Raw genomic sequence first — 20,281 nt, forward strand, 5'->3', positions numbered from 1 at the left:
GCCGCCATGTTGCAAGTCAGTGTTTATCGCTACAACCCTGATCAGGACGCTGCGCCGTTCATGCAGGAATTCCAGGTCGACACCGGTGGTAAAGACCTGATGGTGCTGGACGTGCTGGCCCTGATCAAAGAGCAGGACGAAGGTTTCTCCTATCGTCGCTCTTGCCGTGAAGGTGTTTGCGGTTCCGACGGCATGAACATCAACGGCAAAAACGGCCTGGCCTGCGTCACGCCGCTGTCTTCTGTCGTAAAAGGTAACAAGCTGATTGTTCGTCCGCTGCCAGGTTTGCCGGTTATCCGTGACCTGGTCGTCGATATGAGCATCTTCTACAAGCAATACGAGAAGGTTAAGCCATACCTGCAGAACGACACGCCGGCTCCGGCCATCGAACGTCTGCAGACCCCGGAAGAGCGTGAAAAGCTCGACGGTCTGTACGAGTGCATCCTGTGCGCTTGCTGCTCGACCTCTTGCCCGTCCTTCTGGTGGAACCCGGACAAGTTCCTGGGCCCGGCTGCACTGCTGCAAGCTTACCGCTTCCTGGCAGACAGCCGCGACACCAAGACTGCCGAGCGTCTGGCTTCGCTGGATGACCCGTTCAGCGTATTCCGCTGCCGCGGGATCATGAACTGCGTCAACGTCTGTCCGAAAGGCCTGAACCCGACTAAGGCCATCGGTCACGTGCGTAACATGCTGCTGCAAAGCGGCGTGTGATTCAGCTGTAACTGCAAGACCGCTGTACCCGTAGATGCTACGGCGCAGGCTTCAACCGGCGCCGTAGTTTTAACCTGGGCAGCAGCTTACAAGGCTGCGGCTCTTATTTTGAAGAAATGAGACAAGCAGGGGCATCCGGGCTGGTACCCGGACTATCAGCGTGATCCTAAGTGGCTTGTTTTGGTCGCTGCATTCGGACTTCTGCAAGTTTGCTCGGTGTCGACGCCGGTGGTGTTCCCCTAACCGAGGGTGACCAAGCATGCAAGAAAGCGTGATGCAGCGCATGTGGAACAGCGCCTACCTTTCAGGTGGAAACGCTGCCTATGTGGAAGAGCTTTATGAGCTCTACCTGCACGACCCTAACGCTGTGCCAGAAGAGTGGCGCACCTACTTTCAGAAGCTGCCTATTGACGGCAGCTCTGCCACCGATGTTTCGCACTCCACAATTCGCGATCATTTCGTCTTGCTGGCAAAGAACCAGCGCCGCGCCCAACCGGTTTCCGCCGGCAGCGTGAGCAGTGAGCACGAGAAGAAGCAAGTTGAAGTGCTGCGATTGATCCAGGCCTACCGTATGCGTGGCCACCAGGCAGCCCAGCTTGACCCGCTGGGGCTGTGGCAGCGTCCTGCACCTGCAGACCTGTCGATCAATCATTACGGCTTGACCAATGCCGATCTTGATACGACCTTCCGTGCCGGCGACCTGTTCATCGGCAAAGAGGAGGCGAGCCTACGCGAAATTCACGAAGCGTTGCAGCAGACATATTGCCGCACCATCGGCGCTGAATTTACGCATATCACCGATTCCGAGCAGCGCCAGTGGTTCCAGCAGCGTCTGGAAAGCGTGCGTGGTCGTCCGACGTACTCCGCCGACATCAAGAGCCACCTGCTCGAGCGCGTCACCGCCGGCGAAGGCCTGGAAAAATACCTGGGCACCAAATACCCGGGTACCAAGCGTTTCGGCCTGGAAGGCGGCGAGAGCCTGATTCCGATGCTCGACGAGTTGATCCAGCGTTCCGGTTCCTACGGCACCAAGGAAATCGTTATCGGCATGGCCCACCGTGGCCGTCTGAACGTGCTGGTCAACACCTTCGGCAAGAACCCGCGCGAGCTGTTCGACGAGTTCGAAGGCAAGAAGAAGGTCGAGCTGGGTTCCGGTGACGTTAAGTATCACCAGGGCTTCTCGTCCAACGTCATGACCACCGGCGGTGAAGTTCACCTGGCGATGGCCTTCAACCCGTCCCACCTGGAAATCGTATCTCCAGTGGTCGAGGGTTCGGTTCGCGCCCGTCAGGATCGTCGTAACGACCCTACCGGCGAGAAGGTTCTGCCGATCTCCATCCACGGTGACGCGGCATTCGCCGGTCAGGGCGTGGTGATGGAAACCTTCCAGATGTCGCAGACCCGCGGTTTCAAGACCGGCGGCACCGTGCACATCGTGATCAACAACCAGGTCGGTTTCACCATCAGCAACCCGCTGGACTCGCGTTCCACCGAGTACGCGACCGACGTTGCGAAAATGATCCAGGCGCCGATCCTCCATGTGAATGGTGATGATCCGGAAGCCGTATTGTTCGTGACCCAGTTGGCCATCGACTACCGCATGCAGTTCAAGCGTGACGTGGTAATCGACCTGGTCTGCTACCGTCGTCGTGGCCACAACGAGGCCGACGAGCCAAGTGGCACCCAGCCGATCATGTATCAGCAGATCACCAAGCAGCGCACCACCCGTGAGCTGTACGCCGATCGTCTGACCCAGGGCGGTGTACTCGACGCAGAGCGTGTTCAGGCGAAAGTCGACGAATACCGCAACGCGCTGGACAACGGCCTGCATGTTGTAAAAAGCCTGGTCAAAGAGCCGAACAAAGAGTTGTTCGTGGACTGGCGTCCGTATCTGGGCCACGCCTGGACCGCGCGTCACGACACGCGTTTCGATCTGAAAACCTTGCAGGAACTGTCCGCCAAGCTGCTGGAAATCCCGGAAGGCTTCGTGGTTCAGCGCCAGGTCTCGAAAATCTACGAAGACCGTCAGAAGATGCAAGCCGGCGGCCTGCCGATCAACTGGGGTTACGCCGAAACCATGGCGTACGCGACCCTGGCGTTCGAAGGTCACCCGATTCGCATGACGGGTCAGGACATCGGTCGCGGCACGTTCTCGCACCGTCACGCTGTCTTGCACAACCAGAAAGACGCGGGGACCTACGTCCCGCTGCAAAACCTGTACAAGGGCCAGCCACGTTTCGACCTGTACGATTCGTTCCTGTCCGAAGAAGCCGTGCTGGCGTTCGAATACGGTTACTCGACCACCACGCCTGAGGCGCTGGTGATCTGGGAAGCCCAGTTCGGTGACTTCGCCAACGGTGCCCAGGTGGTTATCGACCAGTTCATCACCAGTGGCGAGCACAAGTGGGGCCGTCTTTGCGGTCTGACCATGCTGCTGCCGCACGGTTATGAAGGTCAGGGGCCGGAGCACTCGTCGGCGCGTCTGGAGCGTTACCTGCAACTGTGCGCCGAGCACAACATTCAGGTAGCCGTACCGACCACGCCGGCCCAGATCTACCACTTGCTGCGTCGTCAGGTGATTCGCCCGCTGCGCAAGCCATTGATCGTTCTGACTCCGAAGTCGCTGCTGCGTCACAAACTGGCCATATCGACCCTGGAAGATCTGGCCGAAGGTTCGTTCCAGACCGTGATCCCGGAAATCGATGTTCAAGACCCGAAAAAGGTCGAGCGCATTGTTCTGTGTAGCGGCAAGGTCTACTACGACCTGCTGGAAAAACGCCGTGCCGAAGGTCGTGATGACATCGCCATCGTGCGTATCGAGCAGCTGTACCCGTTCCCTGAGGACGACTTGAATGAAGTCCTGGCTCCGTACACCAACCTCAAACATATCGTTTGGTGTCAGGAAGAGCCGATGAACCAGGGTGCCTGGTACTGCAGCCAGCACCACATGCGCCGCATCGTGGGCAATCACAACAAGGCACTCGTTCTCGAGTACGCCGGCCGTGATGCTTCTGCTGCACCTGCTTGTGGTTATGCATCGATGCACGCTGAGCAGCAGGAAAAACTGCTGCAAGACGCCTTTACTGTTTAACGCCTTCGCGCACCTGAAACCGAATTTAAGGACCCACAGATAATGGCTATCGAAATCAAAGCCCCCACTTTCCCGGAATCGGTTGCCGATGGCACCGTTGCCACCTGGCACAAAAAACCGGGCGACGCTGTAAAGCGTGACGACCTGATCGTCGACATCGAAACCGACAAGGTTGTGCTGGAAGTGTTGGCTACCGCTGACGGCGTGCTGGGCGCTATCGTCAAGAACGAAGGCGACACCGTTCTGTCCGACGAAGTGCTGGGCTCCATCGAAGCGGGCGGCGCTGCTGCCGCTCCAGCTGCTGCCGCGGCTCCGGCTGCTGCACAAGCTGCTGCGCCAGCCGCCGAAGGCGAAGACGATCCTGTTGCTGCACCGGCTGCTCGCAAGCTGGCTGAAGAAAACGGCATCAACATCGCTTCCGTTGCCGGCACTGGCAAAGGCGGTCGTGTGACCAAGGAAGACGTGGTTGCAGCCGTTGCTGCCAAGAAAGCCGCTCCGGCTGCCGCGCCTGCCAAGGCTGCTGCTCCGGCTGCCGCTGCTCCTGTGTTCGCCGCTGGCGACCGCATCGAGAAGCGCGTTCCGATGACCCGCGTTCGCGCTACCGTGGCCAAGCGCCTGGTAGAAGCCCAGTCGAACATGGCGATGCTGACCACCTTCAACGAAGTCGACATGACTGAAGTCATGGCCCTGCGTTCGAAGTACAAAGACCTGTTCGAGAAGTCCCACAACGGCGTGCGCCTGGGCTTCATGTCGTTCTTCGTCAAGGCTGCCACTGAAGCGCTGAAACGCTTCCCGGCTGTCAACGCGTCGATCGACGGTGCCGACATCGTTTACCACGGTTATGCCGACGTCGGCGTGGCTGTTTCCAGCGACCGCGGCCTGGTTGTACCGGTTCTGCGTAACGCCGAACTGATGAGCCTGGCTGAAATCGAAGGCGGCATCGCCACCTTCGGCAAGAAGGCTCGCGACGGCAAACTGTCGATGGACGAAATGACCGGCGGTACGTTCACCATCACCAACGGTGGTACTTTCGGTTCGATGATGTCGACTCCGATCGTCAACCCGCCGCAAGCGGCCATCCTGGGCATGCACAACATTCTGCAGCGTCCTATGGCGATCAACGGTCAGGTCGTGATCCGTCCGATGATGTACCTCGCTCTGTCCTACGATCACCGTCTGATCGATGGCAAAGAAGCTGTGACCTTCCTGGTTACCATCAAGAACCTGCTGGAAGACCCGGCTCGTTTGCTGCTGGATATCTAAAAAGCAGCTGCAAGCTGCAAGCTGCAAGCCTCAAGCGCAAAACATGCGAATGGGCTTCAACTTGCAGCTCGCGGCTTGAAGCTTGCTGCTAAAAGGGAACCTTTTTTATGACTCAGAAATTCGACGTGGTAGTGATTGGCGCGGGCCCTGGCGGCTACGTGGCTGCCATTAAAGCAGCGCAACTGGGCCTCTCCACTGCCTGCATCGAGAAATACACCGACAAGGAAGGCAAACTGGCCCTCGGCGGTACTTGCCTGAACGTCGGCTGCATTCCATCCAAGGCGCTGCTGGACAGCTCCTGGAAGTACAAGGAAGCCAAAGAAGGCTTCGCGATCCACGGCATCAATCACGCTGGCGTGACCATGGACGTGGCGGCAATGGTTGGCCGTAAAGCCAACATCGTCAAAGGCCTGACCTCTGGCGTTGCCACCCTGTTCAAGGCGAACGGCGTCACTTCCCTGCAAGGCCACGGCAAACTGCTGGCTGGCAAGAAAGTCGAGCTGACCAAGCCAGACGGCACCGTTGAAATCATCGAAGCCGAGAACGTGATTCTGGCTTCGGGCTCGCGTCCGATCGACATTCCACCGGCTCCGGTTGACCAGAACGTCATCGTCGATTCGACCGGCGCGCTGGAATTCCAATCCGTTCCCAAGCGTCTGGGCGTGATCGGCGCTGGCGTCATCGGTCTGGAACTGGGTTCTGTCTGGTCGCGTCTGGGTTCGCAAGTGGTTGTCCTGGAAGCGCTGGAAAAGTTCCTGCCAGCCGCTGACGAAGCCGTTTCCAAAGAAGCCTTCAAGACCCTGACCAAACAAGGTCTGGACATCAAGCTGGGCGCTCGCGTTACCGGTTCCAAAGTGAACGGCGACGAAGTCGTGGTGAACTACACCGATGCCAACGGCGAACAGAACATCACCTTCGACAAGCTGATCGTTGCCGTTGGTCGCCGTCCAGTGACCACCGAACTGTTGGCTGCCGACAGCGGTGTGAACATCGACGAGCGCGGTTTCGTATTCGTTGACGACCAGTGCGCCACCAGCGTACCGGGCGTTTACGCGATCGGTGACGTGGTTCGCGGCATGATGCTGGCGCACAAGGCGTCCGAAGAAGGCATCATGGTGGTTGAGCGCATCAAGGGCCACAAAGCCCAAATCAACTATGACCTGATCCCGTCTGTTATTTATACTCACCCGGAAATCGCGTGGGTCGGCAAGACCGAGCAGGTATTGAAGGCTGAAGGCGTTGAAGTTAACGTTGGCACCTTCCCGTTCGCAGCCAGTGGCCGTGCCATGGCAGCCAACGACACCGGCGGTTTCGTGAAAGTCATTGCTGATGCCAAGACTGACCGCGTATTGGGCGTCCACGTGATTGGCCCGAGCGCTGCAGAACTGGTTCAGCAGGGCGCGATCGGCATGGAGTTCGGCACCAGCGCTGAAGACCTGGGCATGATGGTTTTCTCCCATCCGACCCTGTCTGAAGCCTTGCACGAAGCTGCTCTGGCTGTGAATGGCGGCGCCATCCACATCGCCAACCGCAAGAAGCGTTAAGACAATAAGAAACCACGGCGGTATGGCCCGTCGTGAGCCTTGCATGCAAGACTCACCGCGGAATATCCGCTGGACGCAGTCTTGCGTAGCTGCACCGGTTGTCCGGAAAGGCTACGCAAGCAGCAGTCACAGGTGGTGCGGCACTTGAACAAGTGCAGCACCGAATGCGCAGTACCTAACGAAGACGGTAATAAGCATGAATCTTCACGAGTATCAGGGTAAGCAGCTGTTCGCTGAGTACGGCCTGCCAGTATCCCAGGGTTTCGCAGTAGACACCCCGGAAGCAGCAGCAGAAGCTTGCGACAAAATCGGCGGCACCGAGTGGGTTGTCAAAGCCCAGGTCCACGCTGGTGGTCGCGGTAAAGCGGGCGGCGTAAAGCTGGTTCGCAGCAAAGAAGACGCCAAGGCATTCGCACAGCAGTGGCTGGGCAAGCGCCTGGTGACTTACCAGACTGACGCCAATGGCCAGCCAGTCACCAAGATCCTGGTTGAATCGTGCACTGATATCGCTAAAGAGCTGTACCTGGGCGCTGTCGTTGACCGTTCGAGCCGTCGCATCGTGTTCATGGCTTCCACCGAAGGTGGCGTGGACATCGAGAAAATCGCTCACGACACTCCAGAAAAAATTCTGAAAGCCACGATCGATCCACTGGTTGGCGCCCAGCCATTCCAGGGTCGCGAGCTGGCATTCCAGCTGGGTCTGGAAGGCAAGCAAGTTGCTCAGTTCGCCAAGATCTTCGTAGGTCTGGCCAAGCTGTTCAAGGATCACGACCTGGCTCTGCTGGAAGTGAACCCGCTGGTGATCAAGGCTGACGGCGATCTGCATTGCCTCGACGCCAAGATCAACATCGACGCCAACGCCATGTACCGTCAGCCTAAGCTGAAGACTTTCCACGATCCGTCGCAAGACGATCCGCGCGAAGCGCACGCTGCCAAGTTCGAACTGAACTACGTAGCGCTGGAAGGCAACATCGGTTGCATGGTCAACGGTGCTGGCCTGGCCATGGGTACCATGGACATCGTCAACCTGCATGGCGGCAAACCAGCCAACTTCCTCGACGTGGGCGGCGGTGCTACCAAAGAACGCGTTACCGAAGCGTTCAAGATCATCCTGTCCGACACTAACGTCGCTGCAGTATTGGTCAACATCTTCGGCGGCATCGTTCGTTGCGACATGATTGCCGAAGGCATCATCGGCGCTGTGAAAGAAGTCGGCGTGAAAATCCCGGTTGTTGTTCGCCTTGAAGGCAACAACGCTGAGCTGGGCGCTAAAGTACTGGCAGAAAGCGGTTTGAACATCATCGCTGCTACCAGCCTGACCGACGCTGCTCAACAAGTCGTTAAAGCTGCGGAGGGCAAATAATGAGCGTCCTGATCAATAAAGACACCAAAGTTATCTGCCAGGGTATTACCGGTTCGCAAGGTAGTTTCCACACCCAGCAAGCCATCGAATACGGCACCAAGATGGTTGGTGGCGTAACTCCAGGCAAAGGCGGCACCGAGCACCTGGGCCTGCCAGTGTTCAACACCGTGAAAGACGCTGTAGCTGCCACTGGCGCTACCGCCAGCGTGATCTACGTTCCGGCTCCTTTCTGCAAGGATTCGATCCTGGAAGCTGCTTTCGGCGGCATCAAGCTGATCGTCTGCATCACCGAAGGCATTCCTACCCTGGACATGCTGGACGCTAAAGTTAAGTGCGACGAGCTGGGCGTAGTCCTGATCGGTCCTAACTGCCCAGGCGTGATCACTCCAGGCGAATGCAAGATCGGCATCATGCCAGGTCACATTCACTTGCCAGGCAAGGTCGGTATCGTTTCCCGTTCCGGCACCCTGACCTACGAAGCTGTGAAGCAAACTACTGACGCCGGTTTCGGTCAGTCTACTTGCGTCGGCATCGGTGGTGACCCGATCCCGGGTTCGAACTTCATCGACATCCTGAAGCTGTTCCAGGAAGACCCGAAGACCGAAGCGATCGTCATGATCGGTGAGATCGGCGGTTCGGCTGAAGAAGAAGCGGCTGCCTACATCAAGGCACACGTGACCAAGCCGGTTGTTTCCTACATCGCTGGTGTGACTGCCCCTGCGGGCAAGCGCATGGGCCATGCTGGCGCAATCATCTCTGGCGGCAAAGGCACTGCAGACGAGAAGTTTGCTGCCCTGGAAGACGCAGGTGTTAAAACCGTGCGTTCGCTGGCAGACATCGGCAAGGCATTGTCCGAGCTGACCGGTTGGGCGATCAAATAAGCCTCGCGCTTAGCTGACGCTTCACCAAACAAAGGCCACCTTCGGGTGGCCTTTGTCGTTTCTGGTGTTTAGATACTTGCAGTGCTTTTTGTGGCGAGGGCGCTTGCTCCCGCTGGGCTGCGAAGCGGCCCCAAAACAGGCTATCGAAGGTTGTCCGGTACGCCGCATGCAATGGATTTACGACTGCTGCGCAGCCGAGCGGGAGCAAGTTCCCTCGCCACGGGGCTCTTCTTAGGTAAATTAGATATGTAAACGCGACACGGAAATGTCGCGTATCGGATAGATCGCCCCTTAACAGTGCGTTTGTCGGGCAAATTCGTTAGGCTAGCCGCCATTTTTGCGTTTGCGTCCCACAAGGAAGCGTCGCGCTAAACGGGTCAGTCCTATACGGACCGACAGCATTTCCCTCACCCCTCAGGGAAATCCCTCTCTAAATTCCGATTCAGTAGTGTGGTATTTCCTTAATGAAAGTCTTGAAAGGTCAGGACATCCTGGCACTTGGTTTTATGACGTTTGCCCTGTTTGTCGGGGCTGGCAACATCATCTTCCCGCCTATCGTCGGTTTGCAGTCCGGGCCCAATGTCTGGATGGCGGCGCTAGGCTTCTTGATCACGGCAGTCGGTTTGCCGGTGATCACCGTGGTTGCGTTGGCCAAGGTCGGTGGTGCGATGGATGCCTTGAGCAGCCCGATCGGCAAAATCGCCGGCGGCCTGCTGGCCGCTGCGTGCTACCTCGCGGTCGGCCCGCTGTTCGCCACGCCGCGTACCGCGACCGTATCGTTCGAAGTGGGTCTGGCGCCGCTGACCGGCGAGAGCCCGCTGGCGCTGTTCCTCTACAGCTCGGTGTACTTCCTGCTGGTGTTCTTCATTTCGCTCTATCCGGGCCGTTTGCTGGATACCGTAGGACGTTTCCTCGCCCCCCTGAAGATCATCGCCCTGGCCGCACTCGGCATCGCCGCATTCGCGCTGCCTGCCGGTGACATCGGCGTGGCGACGCCTGAGTATGTCGCGGCGCCGTTCTCCCAAGGGTTCATCAACGGTTACCTGACCATGGATACCCTTGGCGCGCTGGTGTTCGGCATCGTCATCGTCAACGCGATCCGCTCCCGTGGCGTCGAGTCACCAGCGCTGATCACCCGCTACGCGATCATTGCCGGGCTGATTGCCGGCGTGGGCCTGGCGCTGGTGTATGTCAGCCTGTTTCGTCTCGGTTCCGGCAGTCATGAAGTGGCGGCCGGTGCAGCTAACGGTGCCGCGGTGTTGCACGCCTATGTTCAGCACACCTTTGGTTCGCTGGGCAGCGGTTTCCTGGCGGTGCTGATCTCCCTGGCCTGTCTGGTCACCGCGGTCGGTCTGACGTGTGCATGCGCCGAATACTTCAGCCGTGTGCTGCCACTGTCCTACAAGACATTGGTCATCATCCTCGCCGTGTTCTCCCTGTTTGTGTCCAACCTGGGCCTCACCAAGCTGATTGCGTTCTCGATCCCGGTACTGACGGCGATTTACCCGCCCTGCATCGCCCTGGTCGCGCTGAGCTTCTGCAAAGACTTCTGGCATGAACAGGGCCGTATCGTTGGCCCTGTGATGTTGGTGTCGTTCATCTTCGGCATGATCGATGCGCTCAAGGGGGCGGGTCTGGCGGACTGGATGCCAGCTCAGCTGTCCCACCTGCCGCTGAGCGAGCAAGGTCTGGCGTGGCTGGTGCCGTCGGTGATGACCTTGGTGGTTGCGGTGGTTTGCGATCGTCTGCTGGGCAAGCGCGAAGAAGTGCTGGCTTAAGTTGCTTCATGGCCCGCCACAAGCGGGTCTTGAGTCGCTATAGAAATGCCCCGTATCAATCGATACGGGGCATTTTTTTATCACCATTTACTTCTCTCTGGTGGCTAGAAACCGCGCTACAGTCGCCCTGTCAAAAAAATACCGGCAATCACCCGAAGCAATGATTTTTTGATCGGGTTGCACAACCACCGATTTCCAGAACTCGTAATCTTTTCCAAAGCGGGTATTCAGAAAGCCTTCGTCGCCGAACGTGATGTCGAGTTTTCCCGTAGCCTCATAACGGGCGATCAGCGTACTCTCCCTGCTTCTCGCGCCTGACAGGCCAACGACGACAATTCCATGTGCAGGGTCTCCGCCAATGTCAGACCATGCGTTGGCTGCGCTTGATGGCAACTCGGACACCACCGCTTTGCCACCGTTGAAAACAAGATTCGGCCAACCATTTCCATTAAACGCTGCAAGCACTCCCCGGCGGCCGTTGCCCCAAACATCGTTCGGGGTTCGGTCCAACGAGCCAGTCACGAACGTACTGCCATCTTCGCGCAGTAACAGGCCTGAAAATACTGTATCGGCTTCGTCGATGCGGGTTCTCGTGATGCCGCTCGTCCCAAAGGAATTGTCTGGAGTTCCATCAGCTTTGAAGCGGGCGACGATACCTTCGTTCTGAGGGCTAAAGCCTACGGAGCTGGATCCGACGACAGTAATGGCGCCATCAGCGGACGCGCCGACTGCATGGATGACGAAATCGATATTGATGCTGCCGCTTCCGTTAAATGACAGATCAAGTTTGCCGTCTGGGTCGTATCGAAAGATGCTCATCCAACCCGCCATTATGATCTCGCCATTGGGACCGATTGCAGTGTTGGAGGTTGGTTGAGTCATTGAAAGATGGGGTCTGGTTGAAACGGCCAGGTTACTCAAGTGGGTTGGGTAGGGATTCAGTACCAGACCTTCATCGCCAAACGTGTAATCAGGTTTGCCGTTTTCGAGAAAGCGCGCGAAAGCAAGATACTCAATATCGTCGCGGTGTGTACCAATGACCAGGATCTTCCCATCTTTGTAAAGTTGGGCGCCGTGTAGAGAGGCCCGAGATCCAACCTTAAACCCGCCCTTGAGTATTCCGTCATCCGCAAAATCAGGATCCCGGCTGCCATCTTCCAGCAGTTGTACAAGCTGGAAGTCTTGATGACCTTTCCAGTAGACGCCGCCTGCCAGAAGTAACTTATCGTCGGGTCTTCTGGAAACAATTTGCAGTGGGTCACTTCCTGCAGAAAATTGATAGGCTACGCCAGCCTCCCCAAAAAACGGATCAAGCCATTGTTCATCAGAAGCCGCGGCTGATTTTTTTGGGGGCTGAGCATAGGAATTCTCCAGGTGCCGATTGATAAAGTTCAAGAGGCTACAAGCGATACCTTGGAGGCTAACCGGTAAAAATAAGACTGAATAGCTGTCAAATATGACAGCTATTGATGATGTTCAATCGATAGAATTTAATGAAGTGCGCCCTTTTTCGACTTTGCATTGAACAAGCGCTTATGTAACGTTGAACGCGAGAGGTAGTGGTTGCCTTGCACAGCCAATTCGTATTGAAAACTCAACTTCAGCCCACGTTTAAGGACCTGCATGTCGTTCATCCACGCCAATATCATCCACATCGTTGCCGCGCTGTGGTTTGTCATCTGCTGGGGCGGTTACACCCGCTATGCCTCATGGAAGGGCCGCGACACCGCATGCCTGGCCAGTGTGCTGCACCTGTACCGTGAAGACTGGATGCGCCGCATGCTCTTGCGCGACAACCGCATCGCCGACGCCAGCGTGGTCGGCAACCTGGAGCGTAACGCCTCGTTCTTTGCCTCCAGCACGCTGATTATCCTGGCTGGCATTCTCACCGTACTCGGTGCGTCGGAACGGGCCGTGTCGTTGCTGGCGGATATTCCGATGGTGCAACAGGCGTCGCAGGGGATGTCCGAGATCAAGTTACTGTGCCTGGCGCTGGTGTTTGTCTATGCGTTCTTCACCTTCAGCTGGTGCATGCGCCAGTACAACTTCGCCGCCATTTTGATCGGGTCGGCGCCGATGATTGGCGAACGTCACGTGTCCGAACAAGAGCGCAAAGCCTTCGCCGCCCGAGCCGCCCGGGTAATTTCCATGGCGGCCAACCAGTTCAACTTTGGCCTGCGTTCTTACTACTTTGGCATGACCATGCTGGCCTGGTTCGTCAGCCCATGGCTGTTCATGTTGATGAGTGCTGGCGTGGTGCTGGTGTTGTATCGCCGGGAGTTTCATTCCGACGTTCTCGATGTGATGGTCTATACCCCTACAGAGGCGCCATTGCCCGAAGCCAATAAAGAGGCCGCTTGATGAGTATTCCGTTCTGGTGCGTGTTTATCAGCGCCTTGCTGATCTACGTGGCCCGCATGCCCGTGACCAAGGCCATGAAAGAGCAGGGCGGTTACAACAATCACCTGCCGCGTCAGCAACAGGCGCAACTCACAGGTTTCGGCGCCCGTGCAGTGGCGGCGCATCAAAACAGCTTCGAGGCGTTCATATTGTTTGCGGTGGGGGTGTTGATGGCGCACACCACGCAGACGGCGGGGTGGCTGATCGATTCGCTGGCCATCATCTTTGTGATTTCCCGAATCATTTATTTACTGTGCTATTGGGCGGATCTTGCCTGGCAGCGCAGCCTGGTATGGATCGTCGGACTAGTGTGTTCGTTGCTGTTGATGATTAGTCCGACTTTTAGAACTGTTTTGCTCTGACGGGCCGAATGACAGGCAAAAGAAAACCCGCACTTGGCGGGTTTTCTTTTATCACGCTAAAAACGATTTTAGTTTTTAGGTGCTTCTTCTTTTGCTGCGGCTTCGTTCGATTCGGCCTGAGCTTTGGCAGCTTCGGCGTTTTCTTTCGCAGCGTCGTTCACTTTATCCTGAGCTTTGTTCATGTCTTGCTGGGCTTGCTCAGCATGTTGGTTAGCATCTTGAGCTTTGTCCTCGGATTTTTTATCGCAAGCAGCGAGACCGAGGGAAGCGGTCAACATCAAGGCAATAGCTAAAGTCTTACGCATGGGGTGTATCTCCTTATGGAAAATATCTACTGGCCTTTCGAGCACAGCCCTCAGGGTTAAGTTCCTCAAATCGTTCAGATATATAAGAATATTCCTGCGGGAACTTTTACGAATACGCCGAATACGATTTCCGACTATTAAGAAGAGTGTTTATCACATGGCCGAAAACCCCGTTTTTGAGCGCGCGACGCGATTTCTTTCGGCACTCAGGCATTGTCAGGTGTTGGGTTTGCGGGTTCACAGCGCCAGCAACGAAGGGCTGACGGTCATCCTGCCGTACAGCCCGCAAATCGTCGGCAACCCGCAGACCGGTGTGATCCATGGCGGGGCTTTGACCTCGCTGATGGACACCGCGTGTGGCATGTCGACCCTCTGCGTCCTGCCCGAATTTGAAGTCTGCCCGACCCTCGATTTGCGCATCGACTACATGCACGCCGCCGAGCCTCATAAGGACGTCTACGGTTTCGCCCAATGCTACCGGGTGACAACCGACGTGATCTTCGCCCGAGGCTTTGCCTACCAGGACGATCCCGAGCAGCCCATCGCCCACGTCGTCGGCACGTTCATGCGTATGGGCAAAGCCGTCAAAGGCGCCAAGGGTTTTGGCGGTGCAATCGCCGGAGGTGCGAAATGACTGGCTCTTTCAAGGAGCAACTCCAGCAAGCCCACGCGCAGGGGGACTATGCCTCGCTGCTGCACCTGCTGCCTTACGCCAAACTGATCGGCATCGAGTGTTCCCGTGTCGGGGATGAGCTGCTGTTTCGCTTGCCGGCCAACAAGGACAACATTGGTAACCCTTTACTGCCGGCCATCCATGGCGGGGTGATCGCCGGGTTCATGGAGCTGTCCGCAGCGCTGCACCTGCTGATTTTCACCGGCTCGCCCGGTGTACCGAAGATCATCGATTTCTCCCTCGACTACCTGCGAGCCGGGCAGTTTCGCGATACGTGGGCCAAATGTCAGGTTTGCCGCCAGGGCCGACGCGTGGCAAACGTGGCGATTACAGCCTGGCAAACCACCGAAGCCGAGCCGATTGCCACCGCCCGCGGTCATTTCAAAATTGAAGAGCCCTTGAAATCCTGAACTCAGCCCCAAACTCTGATGACAACCCGCCGCCGACCCTTCAGGTCGCGGCCACTGCCATCTGATTGGAGTTTGATGACCATGAGTGTGGAAACTCAAAAGGAAACCCTGGGCTTCCAGACCGAGGTGAAGCAACTGCTGCACCTCATGATCCATTCGCTGTATTCCAACAAGGAAATTTTCCTTCGCGAATTGATCTCGAACGCCTCTGACGCTGTCGACAAATTACGTTTCGAAGCCCTGTCCAAGCCTGAACTGCTGGAAGGTGGCGCCGAACTGAAAATCCGTGTGAGCTTCGACAAGGACGCCAAGACCGTCACCCTCGAAGACAACGGCATCGGCATGAGCCGTGAAGACGCGATTACCCACCTGGGGACCATCGCCAAATCCGGCACTGCTGATTTCATGAAACACCTGTCTGGCGATCAGAAGAAAGACTCGCACCTGATCGGTCAGTTTGGTGTCGGTTTCTACTCGGCCTTCATCGTCGCTGACAAAGTTGACGTGTTCAGCCGTCGTGCCGGTTCTGCTGCCAGCGAAGGCGTGCATTGGTCGTCCAAAGGTGAAGGCGATTTTGAAGTTGCCACCGTTGAGAAAGCCGAGCGCGGCACCCGTATCGTCCTGCACCTGAAATCCGGTGAAGACGAATTCGCCGATGGCTGGCGTCTGCGCAACATCATCAAGAAGTACTCCGACCACATCGCTCTGCCGATCGAGTTGCCGAAAGAAGTGGCAGCTGTCGAAGGTGAAGAGAAGCCTGCAGTTGAATGGGAAACCGTCAACCGCGCCAGCGCCCTGTGGACTCGTCCTCGCACCGAGATCAAGGACGAGGAATACCAGGAGTTCTACAAGCACATCGCTCATGACTTCGAAAATCCGCTGAGCTGGAGCCATAACAAGGTCGAAGGCAAGCTCGAATACAGCTCGCTGCTGTACGTGCCGACCCGTGCTCCGTTCGACCTGTACCAGCGTGAAGCGCCGAAAGGCCTGAAGCTCTATGTACAGCGCGTATTTGTCATGGATCAGGCCGAGTCGTTCCTGCCGCTGTACCTGCGCTTCATCAAAGGCGTGGTCGACTCCAACGACCTGTCGCTGAACGTGTCGCGGGAAATCCTGCAGAAAGACCCGATCATCGACTCCATGAAGTCGGCGCTGACCAAGCGCGTGCTGGACATGCTGGAAAAACTGGCGAAGAACGAGCCTGAGCAATACAAAGGCTTCTGGAAGAACTTCGGCCAGGTCATGAAAGAAGGCCCGGCAGAAGACTTCGCCAACAAAGAGAAAATCGCTGGCCTGCTGCGTTTCGCCTCCACTCAGGGTGAAGAAGGCGAGCAGGTTGTGGGGCTGGCCGAGTACCTGGCGCGCGCCAAGGAAGGTCAGGACAAGATCTACTACCTGACCGGCGAAACCTACGCGCAGGTCAAAAACAGCCCGCACCTGGAAGTCTTCCGCAAGAAAGGCATCGAAGTGCTGCTGCTGACCGACCGCATTGATGAGTGGCTGATGAGCTACCTCAGCGACTTCGACGGCAAGAGCTTTGTCGACGTGGCGCGCGGTGACCTGGACCTGGGCAACCTGGATTCGGAAGAAGACAAGAAAGCTGCGGAAGAAGTCGCCAAGTCCAAAGAGGGCCTGGTTGAGCGTCTGAAAACTGCACTGGGCGAATCCGTCGCCGAAGTACGGGTTTCCCACCGTCTGACCGATTCCCCGGCGATCCTGGCCATCGGCGAGCAGGACCTGGGCATGCAGATGCGTCAGATCCTGGAAGCCAGCGGTCAGAAGGTTCCGGATTCGAAGCCGATCTTCGAATTCAACCCGGCTCACCCGCTGATCGAGAAACTCGACAACGAGCAGAGCGATGAACGCTTCGGCGACCTGTCGCACATTCTCTTCGATCAGGCGGCACTGGCAGCCGGCGACAGCTTGAAAGACCCGGCCGCGTATGTGCGCCGCCTCAACAAGCTGCTGGTTGAACTGTCGGTTTAACCGAGTTGTAAAAAAACCCGCTTCGGCGGGTTTTTTCATTCTGGTGTCTTTTACTGGGAGTTAGTCATGAGCCAAATCACTGTTCGTTCCGTCGCTTATCAGCTTGATGGCCAGTCGTATGAAAGCCGTCTGGCGTTCGATGCCGACCACAAAGGCCCGCGCCCCGGTCTGTTGATGGCGCCGAACTGGATGGGTGTCAGCGCCGGTGCCGAGGAGATCGCCAAATCGGTGGCGGCCAAGGGTTATGTGGTGTTGATCGCCGACCTGTACGGCCAGTCGGTGCGTCCACAGAATGGCGACGAGGCGGGTGCAGCGATGATGCCGCTCAAGAACGACCGCGCCTTGCTGCGCAAGCGCATGCAAGCGGCGTTCGAACAGTTGCAAGGGCAGGGCGAGGCGGCGGTTGATACCTCGAAACTGGCGACCTTCGGTTTCTGCTTCGGCGGTTGCTGCGCACTGGAACTGGCCCGCACGGGCGCGCCGGTAAAAGCGGCGGTTTCGTTCCATGGCACGCTGGATACGCCGAACGTCAACGATGCTAAAACCATCAAGGGCTCGGTGCTGGTGTTGCACGGTGCATCCGACCCGCTGGTGCCGAAAGAGCAATTGCCGGCGTTTGAAGAGGAAATGAATGCGGCGGGCGTGGATTGGCAACTGCTGAGTTACGGCGGCGCGGTGCATTCGTTTACTGACCCGCATGCGAATGTGCCGGGCAAGATGATGTATGACGCGAAGACGGCGGCTCGGGCGTTTACTTCGATGCACAATCTGCTGGATGAAGTTTTTAAAGACTGATAGCTGATTCCGCCCTGACACTCTCGGTGTCAGGGCCGACCTCATCGCGAGCAGGCTCACTCCTACAATTGGAATGCATTCTCCCTTGTAGGAGTGAGCCTGCTCGCGATGGCGGTGTTACTGCTACCGACGATGCTAAGGCAGCTCGATCCGCTCGCTTTCCCCCGGCACCGTCGGCCAATCCCCAGCCGCCCAGCGTCGTCGCGCTTCATCGATCGCCGCCGGATCGCTCGCCACAAAATTCCAGTTGATTCGCCGCGGCCCGTCCAGCGGTGCCCCACCAAACAGCACGGCATGACAGTCGCTCTCGGCGAACAACGTCATTTCCTCTCCGGCAGGCAGCACCACCAGCGCATGCGGCTCCAGCAGCTCGCCGTCAAGCTGTGCGTCGCCGCTGAGCACATAAAGTGCCCGCTCTTCATGCTCGGTCGGGATCAGCAAGGTGGTCGCCGTTTGCAGGTTCAATTCCGCATACAGCGTAGGAGAAAGCACCGGCACCGGCGATTCCAGGCAAAAGCCTGACCCGGCAATCATGCGGATCTTCACGCCAAGGTTATCGCTGACCGGCAACGTCGACGCCGGATGATGGCTGTAGTGGCCGGGCCCCTGTTCCTGCGTCTTGGGGGAGGCGAGCCAAACCTGCAAACCGTGCATCGTGAAGCCGCTTTCCTTCAAGGTTTCAGGTGTGCGTTCAACGTGAGCAATTGCACTGCCCGCCGTCATCCAGCTGACATCGCCGGCATCGACCACCTGATCGGAGCCGAGGCTGTCCTTGTGCTGGATTTTTCCTTCGAACAAATAGGTGAGGGTGGACAGGCCAATGTGCGGGTGCTGACGGATGTTCATGCCTGTTCCCGCCGCATAACGGGTTTCGAGCATGTGGTCGAAAAAGACGAAAGGCCCGACGCTGCGGCATTTGGCTGACGGCAGCGGGCGCAGAATCGGTTGGCCCTCGACATCTTCGGCGCGAGGGCGGATCACGAGTGGCGTGTTCATGGTGCATTCCAGGCTGAGCGGGTGACGCGTGGAGCATAACCCGCTTGCGCAGCCCTTGCCGCTATTGGCTGAAGGCACCTTCGGAGAGATGGGTTTCGATGCTCACCTCGGTGCTGGTCATCAGCTTGTGTACCGGGCAGCGGTCGGCCACGCGGTGCAACTCGTCGCGCTGGGCGTCGGTGAGCACGCCCTTGAGGGTCAGTTTGACGTGCAGGGCATATTTGCCTTTTTGCTCTTCGCTGTTGTCACGTTTGACTTCAACCGTGACGCCGGTCAGCGGAATGTCTTTCTTCTTTGCGTACAGCTTCAGTGTCAGGGCCTTGCAGGCACCCAGGGCCGCGTCGAAGTAGTCGTGTGGCTCAGGGGCCGAGCCTTCGCCGCCAGACGTGGTCGGCACATCGGCAAAAAGCTCGTGGTCATCGATCTGGACGCTGTGGCGAAAACCTTCGGCGGAAACGGTATTGACGGTAACGGTCATTGGGAGCCTCCCAGGCTAAAAAGTCATTCGATCAAAACAGACCTCGAAGTTATAGAGCATTCCTGACGATGCGCGTTCCACTTTCTTACCGGCTGAACCGTCTTGAGTGTGCAAAGGTCTACGTCTTTCCTGCCCCCGGAGAATGCCCGTGCCCCTGTTCCGTTTGAGCCTTGCCTGTTTGCTGGTGCTATCCAGTGCTTACGTCAATGCACGCGAATACGCCTACAGCGATGCGCACCTGCATTACGTGGACTTTTTTCAGGAAACCGCCGGCATGCCGACATTGCTCAAGGCCATGGACGACAATGCCATTGATCATGTGATGATTTCCGGGATCCCGGTGGCGAAGAAATGGCACGAAGACGAACCGAAGCGCCCGCGCTATTACGCCGGTGATGACGCCGATGCCTATTGGTACAGCGCGACGGATGTGATCGTCGCGGCAGCGGTAAACAAATTGACCCCCGAGCAGCGTCAGCGCTTTCACCCGTTCCTGTCCGGTTTCAACCCCAACGACAAAAACTCCGCAGCGCACATCCAGCGAATGCTCGATCTCTATCCGGGGCTTTGGCAGGGGATCGGCGAAGTGTTTACCCGGCACGATGACCTGACCGCGCTGACCGCTGGCGACACGCCACGGGCCAACAACGAAGCGATGACGCGGATCTATCACCTCGCGGCGGAGAACGACTTGCCGGTGATGCTGCACTCCAACATCACCTCCAAGCGTGAGAAAAATCCGCTGTACCTGTCGGAAGTCGAGGAGCCGTTGCGTAATCATCCGCATACACGATTCATTTGGGCGCACGCAGGCACCAGCGCCGAGGTCCATCGGCATCAAACCCGACTGGATTTTCTGTTGCCGACCCTGAGCCGAATGCTCGAGGCCTACCCCAATCTTTACATCGACCTGTCCTGGAGCATGCTGACGCCTTACCTGCTGGATGAGCAGGGCAAGCCTTCTGAAGCCTGGCTGGGACTGGTGGAGCGCTTCCCGGATCGCTTCATGCTCGGCTCTGATGTGGTGGGACGTTTCAACAAGCTGGGTAAGGAAATGCGCAGCTTCGACCCGTTTCTCGACGCCTTGCCTGAGCAGGTGGCGAGAAAAGTCGCGCGGGACAATTTTCTGTCGATTCTGCCGCGCAACCGTTAAGGCTGCGACGCTACCGGTTGGCTGCGCACGGTTGCGGATAGCGCATTCCCTGCCTATGTTCCTTGCGAGGCATTACTGGTGACTGGCGCACG

General features: G+C 57.5%; 18 protein-coding genes. 14 read left to right on the forward strand and 4 right to left on the reverse strand.

Annotated features, from left to right (window positions below; all coding sequences use genetic code 11):
• Window positions 1-6 precede the first annotated feature (6 nt).
• The 7 genes from AB4N91_RS05455 (at window position 7) to brnQ (ending at window position 10,631) form a co-directional block, all read left to right on the forward strand.
• Window positions 7-711, forward strand: a complete 705-nt coding sequence (locus AB4N91_RS05455; protein WP_010456852.1) for a succinate dehydrogenase iron-sulfur subunit — start codon at window positions 7-9, stop codon at window positions 709-711.
• Between the two features lie 259 nt (window positions 712-970).
• Window positions 971-3,802, forward strand: a complete 2,832-nt coding sequence (locus AB4N91_RS05460; RefSeq protein ID WP_102595535.1) for a 2-oxoglutarate dehydrogenase E1 component — start codon at window positions 971-973, stop codon at window positions 3,800-3,802.
• A 42-nt stretch (window positions 3,803-3,844) separates the two neighbouring features.
• Window positions 3,845-5,065 (forward strand): 2-oxoglutarate dehydrogenase complex dihydrolipoyllysine-residue succinyltransferase, encoded by a 1,221-nt coding sequence (odhB, locus tag AB4N91_RS05465; protein ID WP_010456848.1) that lies wholly within the window; start codon window positions 3,845-3,847, stop codon window positions 5,063-5,065.
• Window positions 5,066-5,172: 107 nt separating this feature from the next.
• Entirely contained in the window at window positions 5,173-6,609 is a 1,437-nt protein-coding gene (gene lpdA, locus AB4N91_RS05470; RefSeq protein WP_077749772.1) for a dihydrolipoyl dehydrogenase, read from the forward strand.
• 196 nt (window positions 6,610-6,805) lie between these two features.
• Window positions 6,806-7,972 (forward strand): ADP-forming succinate--CoA ligase subunit beta, encoded by a 1,167-nt coding sequence (sucC, locus tag AB4N91_RS05475; protein ID WP_008148602.1) that lies wholly within the window; start codon window positions 6,806-6,808, stop codon window positions 7,970-7,972.
• Window positions 7,972-8,853 (forward strand): succinate--CoA ligase subunit alpha, encoded by an 882-nt coding sequence (gene sucD / locus AB4N91_RS05480; protein WP_008148605.1) that lies wholly within the window; start codon window positions 7,972-7,974, stop codon window positions 8,851-8,853. The genes sucC and sucD overlap by 1 nt, the downstream gene beginning before the upstream one ends.
• Before the next feature lie 464 nt (window positions 8,854-9,317).
• On the forward strand, window positions 9,318-10,631 hold the full coding sequence (gene brnQ / locus AB4N91_RS05485; protein WP_010456842.1) for a branched-chain amino acid transport system II carrier protein: 1,314 nt from the start codon (window positions 9,318-9,320) through the stop codon (window positions 10,629-10,631).
• An 87-nt stretch (window positions 10,632-10,718) separates the two neighbouring features.
• On the opposite strand, the gene AB4N91_RS05490 is transcribed toward brnQ, so the two are convergent.
• A complete protein-coding gene (locus AB4N91_RS05490; protein WP_460112166.1) occupies window positions 10,719-12,026 on the reverse strand; it encodes an NHL repeat-containing protein in 1,308 nt (435 codons plus the stop codon).
• Between the two features lie 228 nt (window positions 12,027-12,254).
• Between AB4N91_RS05490 and AB4N91_RS05495 the strand changes: the two genes are divergently transcribed.
• Entirely contained in the window at window positions 12,255-12,992 is a 738-nt protein-coding gene (locus tag AB4N91_RS05495) for a DUF599 domain-containing protein (protein ID WP_010456838.1), read from the forward strand.
• Window positions 12,992-13,393 (forward strand): MAPEG family protein, encoded by a 402-nt coding sequence (locus tag AB4N91_RS05500; RefSeq protein WP_010456836.1) that lies wholly within the window; start codon window positions 12,992-12,994, stop codon window positions 13,391-13,393. Before AB4N91_RS05495 ends, AB4N91_RS05500 begins: the two co-directional genes overlap by 1 nt.
• A 68-nt stretch (window positions 13,394-13,461) precedes the next feature.
• On the opposite strand, the gene AB4N91_RS05505 is transcribed toward AB4N91_RS05500, so the two are convergent.
• Window positions 13,462-13,698: a hypothetical protein gene (locus AB4N91_RS05505; protein ID WP_102595532.1), complete on the reverse strand. Its 237-nt coding sequence runs from the start codon at window positions 13,696-13,698 to the stop codon at window positions 13,462-13,464.
• Window positions 13,699-13,855: 157 nt separating this feature from the next.
• Between AB4N91_RS05505 and AB4N91_RS05510 the strand changes: the two genes are divergently transcribed.
• From AB4N91_RS05510 to AB4N91_RS05525, 4 genes are all read left to right on the forward strand, one after another.
• Window positions 13,856-14,332, forward strand: a complete 477-nt coding sequence (locus tag AB4N91_RS05510) for a PaaI family thioesterase (RefSeq protein ID WP_077749774.1) — start codon at window positions 13,856-13,858, stop codon at window positions 14,330-14,332.
• Complete coding sequence (locus tag AB4N91_RS05515; protein WP_460112167.1) at window positions 14,329-14,781, forward strand: PaaI family thioesterase; 453 nt, start codon at window positions 14,329-14,331, stop codon at window positions 14,779-14,781. Before AB4N91_RS05510 ends, AB4N91_RS05515 begins: the two co-directional genes overlap by 4 nt.
• 81 nt (window positions 14,782-14,862) lie before the next feature.
• Complete coding sequence (gene htpG / locus AB4N91_RS05520) at window positions 14,863-16,767, forward strand: molecular chaperone HtpG (protein WP_102595537.1); 1,905 nt, start codon at window positions 14,863-14,865, stop codon at window positions 16,765-16,767.
• A 66-nt stretch (window positions 16,768-16,833) separates the two neighbouring features.
• Window positions 16,834-17,562 (forward strand): dienelactone hydrolase family protein, encoded by a 729-nt coding sequence (locus AB4N91_RS05525; RefSeq protein ID WP_010456825.1) that lies wholly within the window; start codon window positions 16,834-16,836, stop codon window positions 17,560-17,562.
• 135 nt (window positions 17,563-17,697) lie between these two features.
• On the opposite strand, the gene AB4N91_RS05530 is transcribed toward AB4N91_RS05525, so the two are convergent.
• Together AB4N91_RS05530 and AB4N91_RS05535 are read right to left on the reverse strand one after the other, a co-directional pair.
• Window positions 17,698-18,558, reverse strand: coding sequence for a pirin family protein (locus tag AB4N91_RS05530; protein WP_154912291.1), 861 nt, complete (start codon window positions 18,556-18,558; stop codon window positions 17,698-17,700).
• Window positions 18,559-18,619: 61 nt separating this feature from the next.
• Window positions 18,620-19,036 carry an OsmC family protein gene (locus tag AB4N91_RS05535; RefSeq protein WP_010456822.1) on the reverse strand — a complete coding sequence of 139 codons (417 nt, stop codon included), beginning with the start codon at window positions 19,034-19,036 and terminating at the stop codon, window positions 18,620-18,622.
• 148 nt (window positions 19,037-19,184) lie between these two features.
• Between AB4N91_RS05535 and AB4N91_RS05540 the strand changes: the two genes are divergently transcribed.
• The gene (locus AB4N91_RS05540; RefSeq protein ID WP_154912292.1) at window positions 19,185-20,189 is read left to right on the forward strand and encodes an amidohydrolase family protein; all 1,005 of its coding nucleotides are present in this window, start codon (window positions 19,185-19,187) and stop codon (window positions 20,187-20,189) included.
• Window positions 20,190-20,281: the final 92 nt, after the last annotated feature.

It is taken from the genome of Pseudomonas sp. H3_D04, assembly GCF_054669175.1.

Excerpts from the sequence above, each read along its gene's own strand:
- AB4N91_RS05455 (WP_010456852.1), top strand. The coding sequence starts at position 7 with ATGTTGCAAGTCAGTGTTTATCGCTACAACCCTGATCAGGACGCTGCG.
- AB4N91_RS05460 (WP_102595535.1), top strand. The coding sequence starts at position 971 with ATGCAAGAAAGCGTGATGCAGCGCATGTGGAACAGCGCCTACCTTTCA.
- odhB (WP_010456848.1), top strand. The coding sequence starts at position 3,845 with ATGGCTATCGAAATCAAAGCCCCCACTTTCCCGGAATCGGTTGCCGAT.
- lpdA (WP_077749772.1), top strand. The coding sequence starts at position 5,173 with ATGACTCAGAAATTCGACGTGGTAGTGATTGGCGCGGGCCCTGGCGGC.
- sucC (WP_008148602.1), top strand. The coding sequence starts at position 6,806 with ATGAATCTTCACGAGTATCAGGGTAAGCAGCTGTTCGCTGAGTACGGC.
- sucD (WP_008148605.1), top strand. The coding sequence starts at position 7,972 with ATGAGCGTCCTGATCAATAAAGACACCAAAGTTATCTGCCAGGGTATT.
- brnQ (WP_010456842.1), top strand. The coding sequence starts at position 9,318 with ATGAAAGTCTTGAAAGGTCAGGACATCCTGGCACTTGGTTTTATGACG.
- AB4N91_RS05495 (WP_010456838.1), top strand. The coding sequence starts at position 12,255 with ATGTCGTTCATCCACGCCAATATCATCCACATCGTTGCCGCGCTGTGG.
- AB4N91_RS05500 (WP_010456836.1), top strand. The coding sequence starts at position 12,992 with ATGAGTATTCCGTTCTGGTGCGTGTTTATCAGCGCCTTGCTGATCTAC.
- AB4N91_RS05505 (WP_102595532.1), bottom strand. The coding sequence starts at position 13,698 with ATGCGTAAGACTTTAGCTATTGCCTTGATGTTGACCGCTTCCCTCGGT.
- AB4N91_RS05510 (WP_077749774.1), top strand. The coding sequence starts at position 13,856 with ATGGCCGAAAACCCCGTTTTTGAGCGCGCGACGCGATTTCTTTCGGCA.
- AB4N91_RS05515 (WP_460112167.1), top strand. The coding sequence starts at position 14,329 with ATGACTGGCTCTTTCAAGGAGCAACTCCAGCAAGCCCACGCGCAGGGG.
- htpG (WP_102595537.1), top strand. The coding sequence starts at position 14,863 with ATGAGTGTGGAAACTCAAAAGGAAACCCTGGGCTTCCAGACCGAGGTG.
- AB4N91_RS05525 (WP_010456825.1), top strand. The coding sequence starts at position 16,834 with ATGAGCCAAATCACTGTTCGTTCCGTCGCTTATCAGCTTGATGGCCAG.
- AB4N91_RS05530 (WP_154912291.1), bottom strand. The coding sequence starts at position 18,558 with ATGAACACGCCACTCGTGATCCGCCCTCGCGCCGAAGATGTCGAGGGC.
- AB4N91_RS05535 (WP_010456822.1), bottom strand. The coding sequence starts at position 19,036 with ATGACCGTTACCGTCAATACCGTTTCCGCCGAAGGTTTTCGCCACAGC.